At 58.5% G+C, this 19,330-nt stretch carries 14 protein-coding genes, 1 tRNA gene, 2 rRNA genes and 1 pseudogene (1 of these 18 only partly in view); 8 read left to right on the top strand and 10 right to left on the bottom strand.

All coding sequences use genetic code 11. From position 1 onward, the window contains the following. Positions 1-87 precede the first annotated feature (87 nt). The 3 genes from ACZ5U1_RS14840 to ACZ5U1_RS14830 form a co-directional block, all read right to left on the bottom strand. Complete coding sequence (locus ACZ5U1_RS14840) at positions 88-1,602, bottom strand: aldehyde dehydrogenase family protein (RefSeq protein ID WP_464780661.1); 1,515 nt, start codon at positions 1,600-1,602, stop codon at positions 88-90. Between the two features lie 60 nt (positions 1,603-1,662). Further along, positions 1,663-1,959, bottom strand: coding sequence for an SDR family oxidoreductase (locus tag ACZ5U1_RS14835; RefSeq protein WP_464780817.1), 297 nt, complete (start codon positions 1,957-1,959; stop codon positions 1,663-1,665). Between the two features lie 448 nt (positions 1,960-2,407). Next, the gene (locus tag ACZ5U1_RS14830) at positions 2,408-3,652 is read right to left on the bottom strand and encodes a DUF3422 domain-containing protein (protein WP_464780660.1); all 1,245 of its coding nucleotides are present in this window, start codon (positions 3,650-3,652) and stop codon (positions 2,408-2,410) included. A 635-nt stretch (positions 3,653-4,287) separates the two neighbouring features. Here ACZ5U1_RS14830 and ACZ5U1_RS14825 point away from each other — a divergent pair. From ACZ5U1_RS14825 to ACZ5U1_RS14805, 5 genes are all read left to right on the top strand, one after another. Then, a complete protein-coding gene (locus ACZ5U1_RS14825; RefSeq protein ID WP_464780659.1) occupies positions 4,288-6,738 on the top strand; it encodes a GcvT family protein in 2,451 nt (816 codons plus the stop codon). A gap of 70 nt (positions 6,739-6,808) precedes the next feature. Next, on the top strand, positions 6,809-7,555 hold the full coding sequence (locus tag ACZ5U1_RS14820) for an electron transfer flavoprotein subunit beta/FixA family protein (protein WP_464780658.1): 747 nt from the start codon (positions 6,809-6,811) through the stop codon (positions 7,553-7,555). A gap of 1 nt (position 7,556) precedes the next feature. Continuing rightward, a complete protein-coding gene (locus ACZ5U1_RS14815; protein ID WP_464780657.1) occupies positions 7,557-8,486 on the top strand; it encodes an electron transfer flavoprotein subunit alpha/FixB family protein in 930 nt (309 codons plus the stop codon). A gap of 42 nt (positions 8,487-8,528) precedes the next feature. Continuing rightward, on the top strand, positions 8,529-9,413 hold the full coding sequence (purU, locus tag ACZ5U1_RS14810; protein WP_464780656.1) for a formyltetrahydrofolate deformylase: 885 nt from the start codon (positions 8,529-8,531) through the stop codon (positions 9,411-9,413). Between the two features lie 51 nt (positions 9,414-9,464). Beyond that, positions 9,465-10,373 carry a bifunctional 5,10-methylenetetrahydrofolate dehydrogenase/5,10-methenyltetrahydrofolate cyclohydrolase gene (locus ACZ5U1_RS14805; protein ID WP_464780655.1) on the top strand — a complete coding sequence of 303 codons (909 nt, stop codon included), beginning with the start codon at positions 9,465-9,467 and terminating at the stop codon, positions 10,371-10,373. An 85-nt stretch (positions 10,374-10,458) separates the two neighbouring features. Here ACZ5U1_RS14805 and ACZ5U1_RS14800 read toward each other — a convergent pair whose 3' ends face one another. The 3 genes and pseudogenes from ACZ5U1_RS14800 to ACZ5U1_RS14790 form a co-directional block, all read right to left on the bottom strand. Then, on the bottom strand, positions 10,459-11,340 hold the full coding sequence (locus ACZ5U1_RS14800) for a helix-turn-helix transcriptional regulator (protein ID WP_464780654.1): 882 nt from the start codon (positions 11,338-11,340) through the stop codon (positions 10,459-10,461). A gap of 71 nt (positions 11,341-11,411) precedes the next feature. After that, positions 11,412-12,188 carry a LysR substrate-binding domain-containing protein gene (locus tag ACZ5U1_RS14795; protein WP_464780816.1) on the bottom strand — a complete coding sequence of 259 codons (777 nt, stop codon included), beginning with the start codon at positions 12,186-12,188 and terminating at the stop codon, positions 11,412-11,414. 9 nt (positions 12,189-12,197) lie between these two features. Continuing rightward, positions 12,198-12,329, bottom strand: a pseudogene (locus tag ACZ5U1_RS14790) (LysR family transcriptional regulator); the annotation flags it as partial. A 135-nt stretch (positions 12,330-12,464) separates the two neighbouring features. On the opposite strand from ACZ5U1_RS14790, the gene gabT reads away from it, so the two are divergent. Both gabT and ACZ5U1_RS14780 read left to right on the top strand, forming a co-directional pair. After that, on the top strand, positions 12,465-13,751 hold the full coding sequence (gene gabT / locus ACZ5U1_RS14785; RefSeq protein WP_464780653.1) for a 4-aminobutyrate--2-oxoglutarate transaminase: 1,287 nt from the start codon (positions 12,465-12,467) through the stop codon (positions 13,749-13,751). After that, positions 13,748-15,202, top strand: a complete 1,455-nt coding sequence (locus ACZ5U1_RS14780) for an NAD-dependent succinate-semialdehyde dehydrogenase (protein ID WP_464780652.1) — start codon at positions 13,748-13,750, stop codon at positions 15,200-15,202. Before gabT ends, ACZ5U1_RS14780 begins: the two co-directional genes overlap by 4 nt. 33 nt (positions 15,203-15,235) lie before the next feature. On the opposite strand, the gene ACZ5U1_RS14775 is transcribed toward ACZ5U1_RS14780, so the two are convergent. Continuing rightward, positions 15,236-15,868: a type IIL restriction-modification enzyme MmeI gene (locus ACZ5U1_RS14775; protein ID WP_464780651.1), complete on the bottom strand. Its 633-nt coding sequence runs from the start codon at positions 15,866-15,868 to the stop codon at positions 15,236-15,238. Between ACZ5U1_RS14775 and ACZ5U1_RS14770 the strand changes: the two genes are divergently transcribed. Further along, positions 15,828-17,006 (top strand): recombinase family protein, encoded by a 1,179-nt coding sequence (locus tag ACZ5U1_RS14770; RefSeq protein ID WP_464780815.1) that lies wholly within the window; start codon positions 15,828-15,830, stop codon positions 17,004-17,006. The two genes, ACZ5U1_RS14775 and ACZ5U1_RS14770, sit on opposite strands and share 41 nt — an antisense overlap. On the opposite strand, the gene ACZ5U1_RS14765 is transcribed toward ACZ5U1_RS14770, so the two are convergent. From ACZ5U1_RS14765 to ACZ5U1_RS14755, 3 genes are all read right to left on the bottom strand, one after another. Continuing rightward, positions 16,963-17,039: transfer RNA gene (locus ACZ5U1_RS14765), tRNA-Met, on the bottom strand. The genes ACZ5U1_RS14770 and ACZ5U1_RS14765 overlap by 44 nt on opposite strands. A gap of 83 nt (positions 17,040-17,122) precedes the next feature. Beyond that, positions 17,123-17,237 (bottom strand): 5S ribosomal RNA (rrf, locus tag ACZ5U1_RS14760). A 137-nt stretch (positions 17,238-17,374) separates the two neighbouring features. Then, a 23S ribosomal RNA gene (locus tag ACZ5U1_RS14755) occupies positions 17,375-19,330 on the bottom strand (it continues 841 nt past the right edge of the window).

Here is a 19,330-nt window from a genome sequence, read left to right as displayed (position 1 = left end):
CCCTTTGATTCAGAGTTTCAATCGATATGCAACTGTAATGCGAGCCTTTCTGTAATTTCTTTCACGAACTAAGACAAAATCGGGATTTCACTTCTCGCCGCCGAACGCTTCGGCGTCAGCATAAGGGAACCACCAGAAATCATGGGATGAGCAGGACGGGTCGATCATCACCATCTTAGAATGCCGGAACTGGTCCAGGCCTTCCGCTCCTAGCTGGCCACCCATGCCGGAGATCTTGCGGCCGCCGAACGGCGCGGCGTTATTGTCCATCAGTGGCGCGTTGATCCAGGTCATGCCGCTTTCAAGCTCTTCGATGGCGCGATGCGTTTCGCCAAGGTCCGTGGTGTAGACCGTCGATCCCAGACCATATTCCGAACGATTGGCGAGCGTGAGGGCTTCGTCGAAATCAGCGACGCGGCAAATGGACATCACCGGGCCGAAGCTTTCGACGTTCAGGATTTCCGCGTCCGGCTGGACGTCCGTCAAGACCGTGGGTTCGACGAAATAGCCCGCGTTGAGGTGAGACGGACGCGCGCCGCCTGTCGCCACCTTGGCCCCTGCCTTGATCGCACGGGAGACAAGTCCTTCGTAGCGACTCCGCTCGCGCTCCGACACCATCGGCCCCATATCGACCTTGTCCAGGCCGTTGCCGATACGAATCTTTCGCGTCAGCCCGACCACCTTGTCGATGAAGGCCTGGTGGATGTCCTGATGGATATAAAAGCGCTCGCCCGATGTGCAGACCTGACCCGCATTGAGATTGGCGGCGAAGACGGCGGCGCGCGCAGCAATATCAAGATTCGCCGACGGCATGACGATGAACGGGTCGTTGCCTGACGTTTCGATCAGAGCCTTTTTGAAATTTTCGGCGCACCCCTTCGCGACGGCCCGGCCCGCGCCCACGCTGCCAGTGAAAGCGATGCCATGAATGTCCTTATGTGCCACCATCGCCGTACCGACGCGGACGCCGCCCGTGATCATACCGATCAGGCCAGCCGGGAGGTGCGGCATCATCGTCTTGAGGAAAAGGATCGAGGAGACTGACGTGTGGTCGGACGGCTTCAGGATCACGGCATTCCCGGCGCCCAGCGCCGCCGCCGCTTCCCAGGAAAAGAGGCAGTAAGGGAAATTGAAGGCCATGATGATGCCGACGACGCCGAGCGGATGCTTGGTGACGAGGTTCATATGACCGGCCACGACCGGCCCGACGACGCGGCCATGATCATGACGGGACACTTCGGCATAGTAACGGAACGCCCATACGGACCATGTGACCTCGTCAAAGGCTTCCTTGTAAGGCTTGCCCATTTCGCGGGTCATCGATTCAGCCAGCAACGGCCGGTTGTCCTCGATCGCCTGTGCGACCTTATGAAGCGCTTCGGTACGCTCCAGCGCCGAAAGCTTGAGCCATGCGCGTTGCGCCTGCATGGCGCTGGCGACCGCCTGATCGAGTTCGGCGTCGGTCGCGTCCGATACGCTCGCAACCACTTGTTCCGTGGCGGGATCGATCACGTCAAGCGCGGTCGTGGAAGCACTTCGCCGCAGCTCTCCGTTCACCAGGATATGGTTGCTATAGTCGGCAAATGGCTTGAACCCAGACATCAGAATGCTCCCAGAAAGACTATGGTAAAGTTCAGTTGCGCGTCGCTCTCGCGCGCCCGGTCAAGCTCCAAGCCAACCCCCACCGACGGCATAGGTGTAGCCTGTGCAGTATGATGAGGCGCCGGACGCCAGGAAGAGAGCCGCGCCTCGCCGTTCCTGCGGCGGGCGTAGCGCTTTATCGGCGGACGAGCCAACAGTTCGGCCTGGAGTCGGCGAACGTCTGGCGACATTAACCGGGGCTATCGAATCTGCCCGGATGCCATCGGGAGCGAGCATGGCGCCCAGCGGGCGCGCAAGCTGCACGACCCCGCCCGTCGTCGCCGCGTAGCCGATGGAGCCTCCGCCACGATCCTTCATCACCTTGGCCGCCGCCAGAGATCGGCAGAATAAACAATCGCGCCAGCGTGAGACAGGGCGGTGCCAAGCTCAAAGCCGATGCCGCGCGCGCGCCCCGTTACGAGAGCAACTCTCCTTTTGAGCTTGAACAAATCCATCATGTTCACGCGCCACCTGGCCTTCTAACTTCCAAAGTTATGAAAACTCTGTTCTTTTTTAAAAGTGCACGCTTTTCTTCAAAGCAGCGAAAATTACGACAGCCGCTGGAAGACGACTTCCTTCAATAACTGGAAAACAACTATACCCTAATTCGCCCGTTGGTGCCGGTGGCGACCTTGATCGGCAATACCTCTGCGAGGGTATAAACGAAGCCCTGCCGTCAAGGCCAACTCCGCGGTCTCCAAAACACGAAAGGAAAAATCACCAGTTCAACCCTCGCCCCGCAACGCTTCCATTGCTATGGATTGTTTTAGCCTCCTGGCTGCCGCAGCACCGCGTTGCGGAGGCGGTGCAAGCAAAACCAGGTTCCGGTCAGTATGAGCGGCGTCGCGACGGACACGATCGCCGAAGCGTGCAGAGCAGGCGCGAAGGGCTCTATCCCTTCAAGCATATGCCCCAGCAGCGACACGCTATAATAGCTGATGGCGACCACAGACAATCCCTCGACCAGTTGTTGAAGCCTCAGCGTCATGCTGGCGTTTCGTTCGAGCGAGGTCAGAAGTCTGGCATTCTGATTTTCGATCCGCGTTTCGATCCGGGTCCTCAGCAAATTGGAAAGATGGGCAGCGACATTGGCGATCTGGTGCGACCGTTTAGTGAAGCTCGCACATGTGCGCACCGCCGGAAGAAAGCGGCGCTGGGTGAAATCAATGAGCGACTGACACCCCCTTATCGGTCGGGGAGCCAGTTCGGCCAGCCGCTCATCAACCAGTTGAGCGTATGCTGCGGTCGCGCTCATTCTATAGTTTGTTGCGCCAGCGACGGCGCCGATCTCCAACGAAAGCTGACACAACTCGTCCAGCAGATCGTCATCACGGACCTCCGGATGACTCAGCATCTGGCCAAGCTCCCCCAATTTGGCTTCGGCTTCGAGCAGCAATCGCGATTGCGCTTGGGCCACCGGCAAGCCCATAAGGGCCAGATTGCGGTAGTTCCCCAGTTCCTGAAAACGCTGCACGGTACGTGTGAGGTCGCCATCACTGGCGCCGTTTGCGGCCACCAGAAGCCTGCCATATCCTTCAGGCCCGATACGAAAATCGGACCAGATACGAATACCGTCGCCTACATGGCAGGATACCAGTTCATCGCCAAAGAACGCCATATCCTCCAAGCGGGTCTGAGCCTTCTCCTCATCTTCGACGATCTCGATCCTGGTTGCGCGTATCGCCGCCCCCGGCAATTTTTCCATTTGCGAAACAGCATGGTCCGTCGAGTCCGCTTGGCCGGAGTCTATAAAAAGAGTGATAGTGCTTGCTTCGCTGTGACGCTCCCAGGTGTAAGCTATCCCGTCATGCAGCGTTCCTGAAACATGGCTGGCGCCGGGGAGACAAGCTGGCTTCCCACTGAATTGAGCGACGAAATCGCGTTCCTGCGCCCGATCACCTTCATCTAGAATGTTGAGTATCTGCACGATCTCCATCGACGCTGAAAGCCGTGGCCAGCGCCGCAAATGCATTTCTCCGACGACCCGCTTGCGGAACTCATGTTCTCTCACGCTCCCCGTCCCCTCACTTGGCCATCCTCTTCAAACACCTTTCTCGAAACGGCGCATCCGCAGATTTTTGCTGTTCATCCCACTAGATAGAAGGGTGGCGGGCTTGACCCGCGTCCTAAATCAGTTCTGGACGCTCAGGCCCGCCACTCTTTCGCCGTGACAGACCTATAGCTGACGCGGGATGGCCATGCTCCTACCCTCATCGGAGTAGTTACCCAGTCGCAGACTTCACCTTCGACCATTGCTGCCCCTGAGAAATGCGGCCTGCGAGACGTTGGGTTACGAGAGACGGATGCCACACTTCTATCTGATGGTGGCCAAGAGCAGCCGCCTTTTCGGTTGGCGCACCCTCTAGGTGGCCCGTGCTCGCCCCAGCCGCGCCCGCATATACTACCCCGAGCGGGGTATTGTTACACCAGTCCGTCATCAGCACAATGCCATCTACACAATAGATTTCTTCCTGATGGGTGCGTCGTTCCAATAGCGGATAAACAGTTTGCCGGACATTCAAACGCTCCGATCAAAATTTAAAGACCTGCTGCCGGGTGATGACTTGATGGACCGGCAACCTCTTCACATGCGCATGTGAATACCTCTGCGCACTCGCCATATCGCAGACATCTGGAGTGTTTTTCGTGACGTCATATCCGAGTTCCGCCGAAGTCGTAATCATCGGTGGCGGCATCGCAGGATGCTCCATAGCGTACCATTTGACCAAATTAGGCATTTCCGACGTAGTGCTGTGCGAGCGCAAGCAACTGACCTGTGGCACGACCTGGCATGCGGCGGGATTGGTCACACAACTCCGCGCAAATCGAAGGATGACGGAGCTTGCCTATTATACGGGGCAGTTGTTCGGGCAGCTGGAGGCCGAAACGGGCATGGCCACCGGCTATATGCAACGGGGTTCGCTGCGCCTTGCCAAAACGCCCGAACGGCTTGAAGAGCTTGCCCGCGGCGCATCGATGGGGCGCAATTTCGGTTTGCCTGTCGAACCCGTAACCCCCGGCCAGATCAAGGAGCGCTGGTCGCCAGTAAACATCGACGGCATCGTCGGCGGATTCTGGTTCCCCAATGACGGTCAGGTCAACCCCATCGACGTAACGATGGCCTATGCCAAAGGCGCGCGCATGGGCGGCGCCAAGATCCTTGAGCAATGCTTGGTCAAGAACATCATCGTCGAAGGCGGCAAGGCTGTCGGCGTCATGACAGAGCAAGGTGAAATCCGGGCGAAGAAGGTCGTCATCACCGGCGGCATGTGGTCGCGCGATCTGGCGGCGCAAATCGGCGTAAGCCTTCCCCTGCATGCCGCAGAGCATTTCTACATCGTCACCGAGGCTATCCCGGAACTTCCCCGCAACCTGCCTGTCATGTTCGTCACCGATGAGCATGCCTATTATAAGGAAGATGCGGGCAAGCTCCTGCTCGGCTGCTTTGAACCTAACGCCAAGCCTTGGGGAATGGACGGCATCTCGCCCGATTTCTGCTTCGACACGCTGCCCGAAGATTTCGACCATTTCGAGCCGATCCTGGAACTCGCGGTAAACCGTGTGCCACTGCTGGCCAATGCGGGTATCCAGCTGTTTTTCAACGGACCTGAGAGCTTTACCCCCGACGACCGTTACCTGCTTGGCGAAACGCCCGAGGTGCGCGGCCTGTTCACCGCTTGCGGCTTCAACTCGGTAGGCATCTTGTCATCGGGCGGCGTCGGCAAGGTTCTTGCGGACTGGATCAATGACGGCATGCCGCCGGTCGAGCTGGTCGATGTCGATGTCCGTCGCACGGTCTCATTCCAGACGAACAAGAAATATCTCCACGACCGGACGACGGAAACACTGGGCGCCATGTACAACATGCATTGGCCCAACCTGCAGATGGAGACCGCGCGCAACGTGCGCCGCAGCCCCTTCCACGATCGCCTGATCGCCAAGGGCGCATGGATGACCGAAATGAACGGCTATGAACGGCCCGGCTTCTTCGGCGGCACAGGAACGGCGCCAAAAGTAGAATATTCCTATCATAAGCCAAGCTGGTTCGACGACACTGCTGCCGAATGCCGCAACACGGCGGAGAATGTGTCGGTCTTCGACCTCAGCTGCTATGTCAAATATCTGATGGAGGGCCGCGACGCTCTCAAGGTTCTCAACCGGCTTTCCGCCAATGAGATCGACGTGCCCGTCGGCAAGCTGGTCTATACCCAATGGCTCAATCCCAAGGGCGGTATCGAGGCCGACGTCACCATCACGCGCCTGTCCGAAACATCCTTCATGATCGTCACGATCGCTGCGTCCCAGCGCCGCGACATGGCCTGGCTGAAGCGGCATATCCCGGATGACGCGCATGCCCATGTGGTCGACATCACGTCTGGATTGCCGATGCTGGCCGTGATGGGACCCAAGTCACGCGAGCTGCTGCAGAAGATTTCGCCCGCCGACTTCTCCAACGAAGCCTTTCCCTTCGGCACCAGTCTGGAAATCGACCTTGGCTACGCGAAAGTCCGCGCCAGCCGCGTCACCTTTGTCGGCGAACTGGGTTGGGAACTCTACATGCCGGCCGAATTCGCCCAGCATGTGTATGATGTCCTTGTCGAAGCGGGAACGGAGTTTGGACTTCGCGACGCTGGCTTCTTCGCCCTCAATTCCCTCCGCATGGAAAAGGGGTATCGCCACTGGGCGCACGACATCGGCGAGGAGGATACGCCACTGGAAGGCGGCCTGGGTTTCGCGGTCGCGCTGGACAAGCCGGGCGGGTTCATCGGCCGAGATGTGCTTCTGCGTCAGAAGGAAGCAGGCAAGCTCACCAAACGCCTCGTCCAGTTCAAGCTGAAGGACCCGGACGCCCCCTTCGTCTTCCACAACGAGCCGCTGTGGATCGGTGACCGAATAGTCGGCGACATCTCTTCGGGCGCTTATGGCCATCGCATCGGGGCTTCGCTGGGGATGGGTTATGTCCATCACGAAGATGGCGTCGACAAGGCGTTTCTGGAAGGGAGCAGCTTCGAGGTCGAGATCGCATGGAAACGGCATGAGGTGGAGGCGCAGTTGGGGCCTTGGTATGATCCAAAGGGCCTGCGCATCAAGGCTTGAGCCGCCAAAGCCACCTTTCTCACATCAGCAGTTGCATCTTGAAGGCGCTTAGCGTCGCCGGGAGGATATCATGCGCATTCTCGTTCCCGTGAAGCGGGTCATAGATTTCAATGTAAGGCCCAGGGTCAAGGCGGACGGAAGCGGCGTTGACCTTGCCAACGTCAAGATGGCCATGAATCCCTTCGATGAAATCGCCCTTGAGGAAGCGATCCGCCTCAAGGAATCGGGTCAGGCAGCCGAGGTCATCGCCGTGTCCATCGGCCCCGCCAAGGCGCAGGACACGTTGCGCACGGCGCTGGCCATGGGGGCGGACCGCGCCATCCTTGTCGAGACCGACACGGACGTCGAACCACTCGCCGTCGCGAAGATTCTGAAAGAGATCGTGGCGGAGACCGACCCGGGTCTCGTCATCCTCGGAAAACAGGCGATCGACGACGATGCAAATCAGACGGGGCAGATGCTCGCGGGACTCATGAACCGGCCGCAGGGCGTCTTTGCAAGCCGGATCAGCGTCGATGGCGACGCAATCGATGTGACGCGGGAGATCGACGGTGGCCAGGAAACGGTAAGGCTGTCCCTGCCAGCGATCATCACTGCCGATCTCAGGCTGAACGATCCGCGCTATGCCTCGCTTCCCAACATCATGAAGGCGAAAAAACAGCCTGTCACGATCAAGAGTCCCGCGGACTACGGGGTGGATTGCACGCCACGCATCAAGACCCTGAAGCTGGCCGAGCCGCCAGCCCGCTCCGCCGGTATCAAAGTCGCCGATACGGACGCTCTGGCTGTCAAAATCAAGGAAATGGGAGTTGCCTGAGATGAGAACTCTCCTTTTGGTCGAGCATGATAATGGCGCGGTAAAGGACGCTACCCTGTCCGCCGTCACGGCCGCTGCCAAACTCGGCCCCGTCGACCTGCTGGTGACCGGATTTGCGTGCCGTGCCGTGGCAGAAGCCGCCGCACGGATCGCGGGCGTCGATAAAATCCTTCTCGCTGATGCCCCCTGTTACGAGCACGCGCTGCCGGAAAATGTCGCGCCGCTGGTGGCAGCCCTTATGACCAACCGTGACGCGTTTCTCGCCCCGGCGACAAGCATGGGGAAGAATGTAGCCCCGCGCGTCGCCGCGCTGCTCGATGTCATGCAGATTTCGGAGATCCTCTCCGTGGAAGGCGAAAAAAGCTTCACCCGCGCGATCTACGCCGGAAATGTCATCGCGACCGTCCAATCCACAGATCCCAAGCTGGTGATCACCGTGCGGGGTTCGGCCTTTCCCATGGCGTCCGCGACAGGCGGTTCCGCCGCGATCGAAGAGGTTTCCATCGGGGCCGACGCAGGTCTATCGACTTTTGTCGGTGCGGAAATCGCAAAGCTGGAACGCCCTGAACTGACCTCCGCCAAGATCGTGGTTTCCGGCGGCCGCGCGCTCAAGGATGCGCAGACCTTCGAACAGATCATCATGCCATTGGCCGACAAGCTGGGTGCAGGCGTGGGCGCCAGCCGCGCCGCCGTCGACGCGGGTTATGCCCCCAACGACTATCAGGTGGGGCAAACGGGCAAGATCGTTGCTCCCGAACTTTATATCGCGGTCGGCATATCGGGCGCGATCCAGCATCTGGCTGGCATGAAGGACAGCAAGACCATCATCGCCATCAATCAGGACGAGGACGCGCCGATTTTTCAGGTCGCCGATATCGGGCTCGTCGCCGATCTTTTCACCGCCGTCCCTGAACTGACCGCGAAGCTGTGAAGCCCACGGCGCGCAACTGGGCATAGAATTTTGGAGAAGAATGTGACGACCGATATCCTCACCGTATCCTGTCCGTCAAAGCGCGGGATCGTGGCCGCCATTTCCAGCTATCTGGCGAGCCAGGGATGCAGCATCTCGGATTCCTCGCAATTCGATGATGTGGAAACCGGCACCTTCTTCATGCGGGTCAGCTTCGTCTCCGAAGAGGGCAAGTCGCTTTCGGAAATCGCGGAGGGCTTCTCCCCGATCGGCGCAGAGTGGAATATGAATTTCGAATTTCATGATTCCACAGTCAGAATGAAGGTCATCCTGATGGTGTCCCGCTTTGGACATTGCCTGAACGACATTCTGTATCGCTGGAAGATCGGCATGCTGCCGATCGACATCGTGGGCGTCATCTCCAACCATTTCGATTATCAGCATCTTGTACTCAGTCACGATCTGCCGTTCCACCATATCAAGGTGACCAAGGATAATAAGGCTGAGGCGGAAGCCGAACTGATGGCAATCGTCGAGCGCACGCAAGCCGATCTCATCGTCCTTGCCCGCTATATGCAGGTGCTTTCGGACGAACTGTGCCGCAGGATGCCGGGCCGGGTCATCAACATCCATCACAGCTTCCTGCCCGGATTCAAGGGTGCGAAGCCCTATCACCAGGCCCACAAGCGCGGCGTGAAACTCATCGGTGCCACCGCCCATTACGTTACTGCGGAACTGGATGAAGGCCCGATCATCGAACAGGAAACCATAGCCGTCACGCATGCGCAGAGCGCGGACGATTATGTATCCATCGGACGGGATGTGGAGAGCCGCACATTGGCCCGCGCGATCCACGCTCACATACATCATCGCGTATTCGTGAACGGCGACCGGACGATCGTTTTTCCCGCCAGTCCGGACAGTTACGCCGCCGATCGCGTGGGCTGAAATCACCGTCGGCACCCGGCTGTCCACAACACCCGAATGACAAGGCTGACCATGGCGAAGATCATTGACGGCAAAATGATGGCCGATGGCATTCTAGAGACCGTTCGCCACGACGTGGACGCCTTTCGGACACGCTGTGGCATCGCGCCCACCTTGGCGGTCATTCTGGTGGGTGATGATCCGGCGAGCCATGTCTATGTCTCGCGCAAGTTGAAGGCATCCAAGCGGGTCGGCATAACGTCGATCGAGCGGCGCCTGCCGAGCGAAACGACCCAGGATGCCCTTCTGGCGGAGATCGATGCGCTGAACATCGATCCCACCGTGCATGGCATATTGGTCCAGCTACCGCTGCCGCAGCATATTGACGCAAGCGTGGTGCTGGACCGCATTTGCCCATCGAAGGACGTGGACGGCTTCCATCCCGTGAATGTCGGCCGACTGTCTACGGGTACTCACGGACTGATCCCCTGCACGCCGCTCGGTTGTCTTCTTCTGCTTGAAAGCGTGGTGCAAGATTTTTGCGGCCTCAAGGCTGTCGTCATCGGAAAGTCCAACATCGTCGGCAAGCCTGTCGCCCTGCTTTTGCTGGAAAGAGAATGCACCGTCACCGTCACGCACATCAACACGCGTAATCTGCCGTCCATCGTTTCAACCGCCGACATCGTGATCGTGGCCGCGGGCAGTCCCGGCCTGGTGCGCGGCGGCTGGGTCAAGCCCGGAGCGATCGTGATAGACATCGGCATCAACAAGATTGTCGACAAGGATGGCCGGAGCATAATCGTGGGTGATGCGGTGACTTCAGAGCTGGATCATGCCGCCGCCGTCACCCCTGTGCCGGGCGGCGTCGGACCCATGACCATCGCATGCCTGCTTTCGAATACAGTCCGCGCAGCCAACATGATGACGGCTGGTTCGTCACCGGATGTTCAAGGGGCCATATCCGTCCCTCGCGTGGCCTAGAGCATTTTCGAAGCAGATGGCATCATCTGCTGGCTCGGAAAATGCGGAAAACAAAAGACAAATAGAGCATGAGCGCGCAGGTCAGTCAGTTGCTGCGGGGCACCTGCCCATATTGAAGCAACGGATCGGCATCCAGGCCGACATTCACTTCCCCAACCACGTCGATGAACAGCGAAAACAGTTCCGCCATCGAACTGATATCCAGCTTGGCGTATATATTCCTCCGATGCACCTTCGCCGTGCCCTCGGCCATTTTCAGCCGTTTCGCGATCACATCTATCGGATATCCTCTCAGCATCATTTGAACGACTTCGAACTCGCGATCGGTCAATAGCGAGCGGCCGAAATTATCGCGGGCTCTTTTAAGATCGTCGTGCAGCTTCACTTCTTCGGGCGAAGGAGGAGCAAATAGTTTCGGATCGGCAAAATGTCGCCAGCTCGAGGAAAGCGTGCCGAAGACAATCGGAGCAATCGCCTTGGCCAGTTCCAATTCCTTATCCGAATAACGCCCCGCATCACGGGAGCGCGCGAAGGAAAGCAATATGTGCCCGCCCTGCCCCTCCGACATGCAATAGCACATCTCATCGACAAGATCGGTGTCCACATAGTGCCGAACGAAAAAATCGCTGGCTTGAAAATCATCCTGATCTACCACGTCCTTAAGGCTGATCGCCTGATTTTCGATGGACCGCTCAATGGCGAGATAGAATGGATCAGTAAGGTAAAATCCGTTTTTATAGTCGTCGACCTGCTGCTGCCTGACAGAATTCAGCGTGCGATGTTCCACCACCTCTGGTCCAACATTTTCCCGAAAATGAAACAACATCATCTCGTCTGATCGGAGCGCGGCCGAGAACATGTCAAACAGCGCCTCTGCTCTCGCCTTACCTTCCAAAGCGATAAGCTGGGCGATCTTGCCATTCCACTCAGGGGAAGCCAGATATTCCAGTGACAACATTTCAGACATTTCCCCCTGCCCTGACTTCAAAACGAAACATGTTCAGGCAAACGCGTCCCGGCCAGCCCGTTGAAGACGCGTCAATATGCCGGGTCCGCGCTGAATTGCGCCGCAAGCCAGCGTCTGAAACGGACGATTGATGGGTCCGACCACCGATTGGCAGGGCCTCTGAAAACATAAGCTCCCAGTGTCACGGGCACAAATTCCTTTTCACGAGGCACGACCTTCACCAGTCTACCCGCCGCAAGATCTTCGGCAATGAGATAGTGATTGCCAAGCGCGATCCCTTGGCCAGCGCGCGCGGCGGCTAGCGCCAGATGGGCATGACCGTATCTGCCGGTCGGGGTGTTCGGCGGAAGATCGATAGATTGCGCTTGCATCCACATGCGCCATTCCACATCGCTGCGTTCCTCGATCAGCGGCAATTTGGCCAGGTCTTCCGCCGAACGGATTTTATCGCCCCAGCGAGAAACGAACATCGGCGAGGCCAACGGAAAGACATGCGGCCTCGCCAGTTCAAGCGTTCGCACACCGCGCTTCCGGTCCAGCGTCTGGCTATCGCCTATATATCGAATGTCGCCATCAACGGCGTTGTTCGAGAGGTCGAGGAGCCCATCTTCCGACCGAAGATCGACCGGCGGCATCCCGTTTCGACCAGACGACATCGCCAGCCGCGTCGCGAGCCAATGCAACGCCAACCCGCCGACGCAGGATATTACGAGCTTGCCATCGGTTCTGCCCCGAACGGCATCCGTTGCTTCCCTCAATTCATTGAAAACCCTCACCAGGCGGCCATGATAATCAACGCCGACCGCTGTCAGCTGCCCGCTTTCCCGGTCAAGCAAGGTAACGCCCAAGCGCTCTTCCAGCCCCCTTACGTGACGGCTGACAATGGCATGGCTTACGCCAAGGGCCTTCGCTGCTCGTCGGATACCGCCCAATCGGCCCACTGCCTCAAAGGCCCTGAGAGCGGAGAACGGAGGCAATGGTGAATTCATCGCGTTCAGCCATAGGAGTAGATGGTGACCTGAGGTTACCAAACTGACCGCCGAAAGCAACTGCTTCCGGGATGCGGAATCCCCTAATGTGTCAGCATCAGGAAAGATTCCAGAAACCATCATGAAGGTCGTCAGATGCGGAACGCCGAATATAACGCCCGTCGCAAGGAAGCCATCCCGCAGGGCGTCGCCACCGCCACCAATATTATCGCCAGCAGGGCCGAGAACGCCACCATCTGGGATGTCGAAGGCAATGCCTATATCGATTTTGCGGGCGGGATCGCGGTTCTCAACGTGGGCCATCGTCATCCCAAGGTGATCGCGGCGGTTCGCGACCAGATCGACAAATACACGCACACGGCATTTCAGGTGGTTGCCTATCCGCCTTATATCGAATTGGCTGAGCGGCTGAACGCTTTGGCGCCCGTCGATGGCGATGCCAAAACCATCTTTTTCACGACCGGCGCGGAAGCGACCGAAAACGCAGTCAAGATCGCACGCGCAGCCACCGGCCGCCCCGGCATCATAGCCTTTGCGGGCGGCTTCCATGGCCGGACCCTGCTGACATCTGCCATGACCGGCAAGGTTTCGCCCTACAAAAAGGGTCTGGGACCCTTTCCTGGGGAAATCTACCATCTCCCCTATCCCAGCCCGACCACAGGGGTCAGCGTTGAGGAGACGCTCAAGGCTCTCAACTTCCTGTTTGCGGCCGACATCGAACCAGAGCGCATCGCGGCTTTCATCATCGAGCCGGTCCAGGGCGAAGGTGGTTTCCACAGCCCGCCGCCCGAATTTTTCCAGGCGCTAGATGATATCCGGCGGCGTCATGGCATTCTGCTGATCGCGGACGAAGTTCAGACCGGCTTCGCCCGAACCGGCAAGATGTTCGGCATTGAACATGCGCCGATCAAGCCGGACCTCCTTACCGTCGCGAAGTCGCTGGGCGGCGGCTTTCCGATTTCCGGGGTCATAGGGCGCGCTGATGTGATGGACGTCATCGGCCCTGGCGGTCTGGGAGGAACCTATGGCGGCTCTCCCGTCGGGCTGGCCGCAGCCTTGGCGGTGCTGGATGTTATCGAGGATGAACGCCTCCTCGACCGCGCCAATGTCATCGGCCACAGACTTCGCGAACGGATTACGCAGTTCGCCGAGAACAAGGATCTGGTGAAAATCACCGGCCTGCGCGGCCCAGGGGCGATGATTGCCTTCGACATCGTCGATGAACATGGCCAGCCCGACGGCGTTGAGGCAAAGCGCGTCTGCTCTCGCGCGCTCGAACAAGGGCTGATATTGCTAAGCTGCGGCCAGTCCGGTCAGGCTATAAGGATATTGGTGCCGCTAACTGTTGAGGACGAAACATTGGAGCAAGGCCTGAATATTCTGGAGAAGGCGCTGACAGTTTCCGCGAGGGAGGTGGCGTGACCCTCCCGAACACACTCTCTCGACCGGACCTGCTTAAGGAAGCGGCTTTCATCGACGGGCAATGGATCAAGGGGACGGCGAAGATCGCCGTCACCAATCCCGCAATCGGCTCTGAACTGGGGACTGTGCCCAATCTGGGCGCGGACGAAACACAACAGGCGGTTGCTTCCGCCTGGCGGGCGCAGGTCGATTGGCGGAAGCTGGCTGCAAAGGCGCGCGGCGCCATACTGCGGCGGTGGGGCGAGCTGATGCTCACGCACCAGGACGATCTGGCGACAATTTTGACGCTGGAGCAGGGCAAGCCTTTTGCCGAGGCCAAAGGCGAGGTCGCCTATGCAGCGTCCTTTCTGGAATGGTTCGCGGAGGAAGCCCGGCGGATCAATGGCGAACTGATCCAGCCTCACGCATCCGATCGTCGCCTGGCCGTGCGCAAGGAGCCGGTTGGCGTCGTCGCCGCCGTCACGCCCTGGAACTTCCCCCTCGCAATGATCACGCGCAAGGCAGGGCCTGCTTTGGCCGCCGGTTGCTCGATGGTGCTCAAGCCCTCTGAACTCACACCCTTTTCGGCACTGGCGCTCGCCGTGTTGGCGGAGGAGGCAGGGGTGCCTGCGGGGATATTCAACGTCGTGACCGGCGATGCGGCACCGATCGGGGAAATCCTGACCACGGACCCGCGAGTGCGAAAATTCACGTTTACGGGTTCGACGGGCGTGGGCAAAATGCTGGCGGCACGCTGCATGTCGACAGTGAAGCGTGTTTCCCTGGAACTGGGCGGCAACGCGCCCTTCATCGTCTTCGATGACGCCGATGTCGAAAGCGCGGTTGAAGGCGCTCTCATTTCAAAATTTCGGAACACCGGCCAAACCTGCGTCTGCGCGAATCGCTTCCTCGTTCAGGATGGCATTTTCGACGTATTTGCGAAGCGCTTGGCTGAACGCGTCAGCCAATTCGTGGTAGGCGCGGGCATGAGCGGTCCCACAGACCAAGGGCCCCTGATTGACACGCGGGCAGTGGCCAAGGCATCCGCTCATGTCGATGACGCAGTGACGCGTGGGGCGCATATTCTGACCGGCGGTCATGCGATCGAGGGCGAAGGCAATTTCTTCCTTCCCACGGTATTGGCGGATGTTCCCGCCGACGCGCTGCTTTGCAAGGAGGAAACATTCGGCCCGGTCGCCGGTCTGGTACGGTTCCAAAGCGAGGCTGAAGCGATCGCGATGGCCAACGACACTTCGGCCGGCCTCGCCAGCTACATCTACACGCGGGATTTGGATCGAAGCATTCGCGTTTCGGAAGCGCTGGAATATGGAATGGTCGGCCTTAACACCGGACTGATCTCGACGGAGGTCGCGCCATTCGGCGGCGTCAAGGAATCAGGCCTTGGGCGCGAAGGCTCCCACTGGGGCATTGATGATTATGTGGAATTGAAGTTGATCTGCACGGGCTTATGAGACCTCACATGACGATATTGAGGTCAAGGGGCATTAAGGTGGCATCGACTGGCTGCGCTTGGCGGGATCGAGCCCGCGTTCGAACAGCGTGCCTAGGATCGAGGGATCGATCTGGCTCCAGTCGCGCCGCGCGGCGCTGAGCAACTGGTCGATATCCTCGCTCGCGACCGGCAGCACACTGGCATCGGTGAACAGCCCGCCGTTGAACCATTCGATCGGCTCGAAATCGATGTCGCCGCCGATCGCCATCGCGCTGAACAGCTTGGCGGCATTGCCCTCGAACCGCTCGGGGCGCACCCGGCTGGCGCTCAACATCTTGGTGAACAGATGGTCGGGCAGCAGGCCGACATCCTCGGCGAACATGCAGAAGACGAGCTGGTTGACGAAATGGGCCACCCGGTGCGGCTCGTGCCCCCGGTCGCGAAGCCGCTGGGCGATGCCGACGAATTCGCGCGCGGTCTCCTCGGTCATTTCTTGGCGCGACTTGGCGGGCCTGAACTGCTCGAAATCGGTGAAGGCGGCCCTCAGCCGATCGCGCACCGCGCCGTCGGTCAGGTCCTCCAGCGCGATCTCGTGCGTTTCCTGGACGCTGTTGGTCCAGTTGGTGCGGATCACGATCCGGTTCATGTCGGATACGATCAACAGCGGCGGATTTTCCAGCGCCACCGATATTGCAGCAGCTGGCCATAGGCCTTGTCGAGATTGGCGTGGCGGCCCTTATATTCCCAGCCAAAGCATTCGCGCCGCCAGACGTCCGCCCAGCCCTGGTCCGCGAGCTGGTGACTGGAACGCTTCTACGATCCGCAGCAACCCGAAAAAGGCAACCGGCATCCTCAACAATCCGCTTTATGTTGGCAGGTTGGTCTGGGGGCGGCGCCAATGGCGGCGCAATCCGGATAGTGAACGGCGAGAACGGCTTCGGGATCAAAGCGAGTGGATCGACATCCCCGTTCCCCAACTTCGCATCATCGATAATGCCTCGTGGGACGCGGTTCAGGCTGAAATCAAGCAGCGTCAGCGCACCACCGATACAAGATCCCCGGCCGGTCAACCGCGCAAAAAGCATCTTTTGTCCGGCCTCATCCGCTGCTCCTGCTGCGGCGCCGGTTCCACCATCAGTGGAAAGGATTATTATCGCTGTGCGAGCCAGAAGGAGCGTGGGACTTGCCGGAACAAGGTCTCGGTTCGGAAAGGCGCGTTGGAACATGCGACATTGGCGGTCCTACGTCATCAACTTTTCACCGAGGACCATGCCCGCCTTTTTGTCGAGACTTTTAACAAGGAGGTCGGGCGCATCACTGAGACACAAGCCGAGCGCGATCGGGATCTGATGATCCGTCTGAAGCAGGTTGAAGCCGAACTCGCCAACCTCGCAGCCAATCTTGCTGCGGGGGTCGTCAGCACGACTCTAGCAAAAATGCTCATAGAACGGGAAGGGGAGAAGGCGGAACTGCAGGCGCGCCTGGCACGCACTACTCCTTCGCAGCGGAGCGCCGATATTGTTCCGCATCCCGAACTCCTCAGCCTATTCGGCAAGAAGGTGGCGGCGCTGCAGGAAAGCCTCGACGACGATAATGTGCGCGCGGAAGCAGCGGAACTGATCAGCGAATTGATTGAGAGCGTGACGATCTATCCCGATGGCGCTGACGGCCCGGAGGCAGAGGTGGTTTCGAAGGTGGCGAACCTGGCGGCATTCGCCCTGAACGACAACGCCGCCCCTTTTAGGGGCGGCGTTATGTCAGCGACCAGTTCCATGGCGGTGGTTGCGGGAGCAGGATTTGAACCTGCGACCTTCAGGTTATGAGCCTGACGAGCTACCGGGCTGCTCCATCCCGCGTCACCAAAGGCAAAAGGGCGGCTTTATGGGCCGCCCTTTTGTGAGATTGTGATGGGTTTTTATTTCAAAGCGCAAGCTGTAATGCCTGGCGACGCCCTACTCTTCCGGGGCTTGAGCCACAGTACCATCGGCGCAGACTGGTTTCACGGCCGAGTTCGGGATGGGATCGGGTGGGTCACAGACGCTATGGTCACCAAGCAATAGAGCTTGCGCTTTGGGTTATAATCGATACCGTGCACGGTATTTGATGTTTGTATGTGTTATCTGGCTTGAGGTTGATCACCACTTATCGCTGACGTTTTGCTGTTGCCAGCACTGTCATTGATGGTGGGACTCTCAGGCGCGATCAGAGCAATTAGGACCGGTTAGCTCCATATGTTACCACACTTCTACATCCGGCCTATCAAGGTCGTGGTCTACGACCGCTCGAAGAAATCTTATCTTGAGGGAGGCTTCCCGCTTAGATGCTTTCAGCGGTTATCCCGTCCATACATAGCTACCCTGCTGCGCCCTTGGCAGGACGACAGGTACACCAGAGGTATGTTCAACCCGGTCCTCTCGTACTAGGGTCAACTCCTCTCAAATTTCGACGCCCACGGCAGATAGGGACCAAACTGTCTCGCGACGTTCTGAACCCAGCTCACGTACCACTTTAATTGGCGAACAGCCAAACCCTTGGGACCTGCTCCAGCCCCAGGATGTGATGAGCCGACATCGAGGTGCCAAACGATTCCGTCGATATGAGCTCTTGGGAATCATCAGCCTGTTATCCCCGGCGTACCTTTTATCCGTTGAGCGATGGCCCTTCCACGAGGGACCACCGGATCACTATGACCGACTTTCGTCTCTGCTCGACTTGTCAGTCTCGCAGTCAGGCGGGCTTATGCCATTGCACTCTAACAGACGGTTTCCAACCGTCCTGAGCCCACCATCGCGCGCCTCCGTTACTCTTTAGGAGGCGACCGCCCCAGTCAAACTACCCGCCACAGAGGGTCCCTGCACCGGATAACGGTGCGAGGTTAGACATCAGAAAACAACAGGGTGGTATTTCACCTATGGCTCCACGACAACTGGCGTCATCGCTTCAAAGCCTCCCACCTATGCTACACAGTTCTTTCCTAATGCCACTCTGAAGCTGCAGTAAAGGTGCACGGGGTCTTTCCGTCTAACCGCGGGTACTCCGCATCTTCACGGAGAATTCAATTTCGCTGAGCATATCCTGGAGACAGTGGGGAAGTCGTTACGCCATTCGTGCAGGTCGGAACTTACCCGACAAGGAATTTCGCTACCTTAGGACCGTTATAGTTACGGCCGCCGTTTACCTGGGCTTCAATTCAGAGCTTGCACTCCTCCTCTTAACCTTCAGGCACCGGGCAGGCGTCAGGCCCTATACGTCGTCTTGAAGCCGACTTAGCAGAGCCCTGTGTTTTTGCTAAACAGTCGCTACCCCCTGGCCTGTGCCCCCCACAAAAAGTTGCCTTGATGTGGGGCCTCCTTCTTCCGAAGGTACGGAGGCAATTTGCCGAGTTCCTTCAGGATACTTCTCTCAAACGCCTTGGTATACTCTACCATTCCACCTGTGTCGGTTTAGGGTACGGTCTATACGGAGGGGCTATTTCCTGGGACAACTTCACAGCCTGGACCAATCCAATAAGGCCAGACCATTTACGCCATCCGTCACACACCTCCAGGCCCACGAATATTAACGTGGTTCCCATCGACTACCCCCTTCGGGCTCGTCTTAGGGGCCGGCTTACCCTGCTCAGATTAGCTTTAAGCAGGAACCCTTGGAATTTCGGCGACAGTGCATCTCACACTGTTAATCGCTACTCATGTCTGCATTCGCACTTCCGATACCTCCACGACCCATTACCAGATCGCTTCAACGGCCTACGGAACGCTCCGCTACCGCGTGATCGTAAACGATCACACCCTAAGCTTCGGTGCACGTCTTGAGCCCCGTTACATCTTCGCCGCAGAACCTCTTATTTAGACCAGTGAGCTGTTACGCTTTCTTTAAAGGATGGCTGCTTCTAAGCCAACCTCCTGGTTGTTTTGGAAGTTCCACATGCTTTCCCACTTAGACGTGACTTGGGGACCTTAGCTGTAGGTTAGGGCTGTTTCCCTTTTGACGACGGACCTTAGCACCCGCCGTCTGTCTGCCGAACTAGACTCGTTGGTATTCGGAGTTTGGTTAGTATTGGTAGATCTCGCGACCCCCGCAACCATCCAGTGCTCTACCCCCAACGGCAATCATTCGACGCTCTACCTCAATAGATTTCGCGGAGAAC

It is taken from the genome of Sphingobium sp. TomTYG72 (assembly GCF_055394715.1).
This window is presented reverse-complemented; position numbering and strand designations above follow the sequence as displayed.

What these genes read in the sequence shown, in the direction of transcription:
- ACZ5U1_RS14840 (WP_464780661.1), bottom strand. Translation starts at nt 1,602, where the DNA reads ATGTCTGGGTTCAAGCCATTTGCCGACTATAGCAACCATATCCTGGTG.
- ACZ5U1_RS14835 (WP_464780817.1), bottom strand. Translation starts at nt 1,959, where the DNA reads ATGAAGGATCGTGGCGGAGGCTCCATCGGCTACGCGGCGACGACGGGC.
- ACZ5U1_RS14820 (WP_464780658.1), top strand. Translation starts at nt 6,809, where the DNA reads ATGCGCATTCTCGTTCCCGTGAAGCGGGTCATAGATTTCAATGTAAGG.
- ACZ5U1_RS14815 (WP_464780657.1), top strand. Translation starts at nt 7,557, where the DNA reads ATGAGAACTCTCCTTTTGGTCGAGCATGATAATGGCGCGGTAAAGGAC.
- ACZ5U1_RS14805 (WP_464780655.1), top strand. Translation starts at nt 9,465, where the DNA reads ATGGCGAAGATCATTGACGGCAAAATGATGGCCGATGGCATTCTAGAG.
- ACZ5U1_RS14800 (WP_464780654.1), bottom strand. Translation starts at nt 11,340, where the DNA reads ATGTCTGAAATGTTGTCACTGGAATATCTGGCTTCCCCTGAGTGGAAT.
- gabT (WP_464780653.1), top strand. Translation starts at nt 12,465, where the DNA reads ATGCGGAACGCCGAATATAACGCCCGTCGCAAGGAAGCCATCCCGCAG.
- ACZ5U1_RS14770 (WP_464780815.1), top strand. Translation starts at nt 15,828, where the DNA reads ATGTCGGATACGATCAACAGCGGCGGATTTTCCAGCGCCACCGATATT.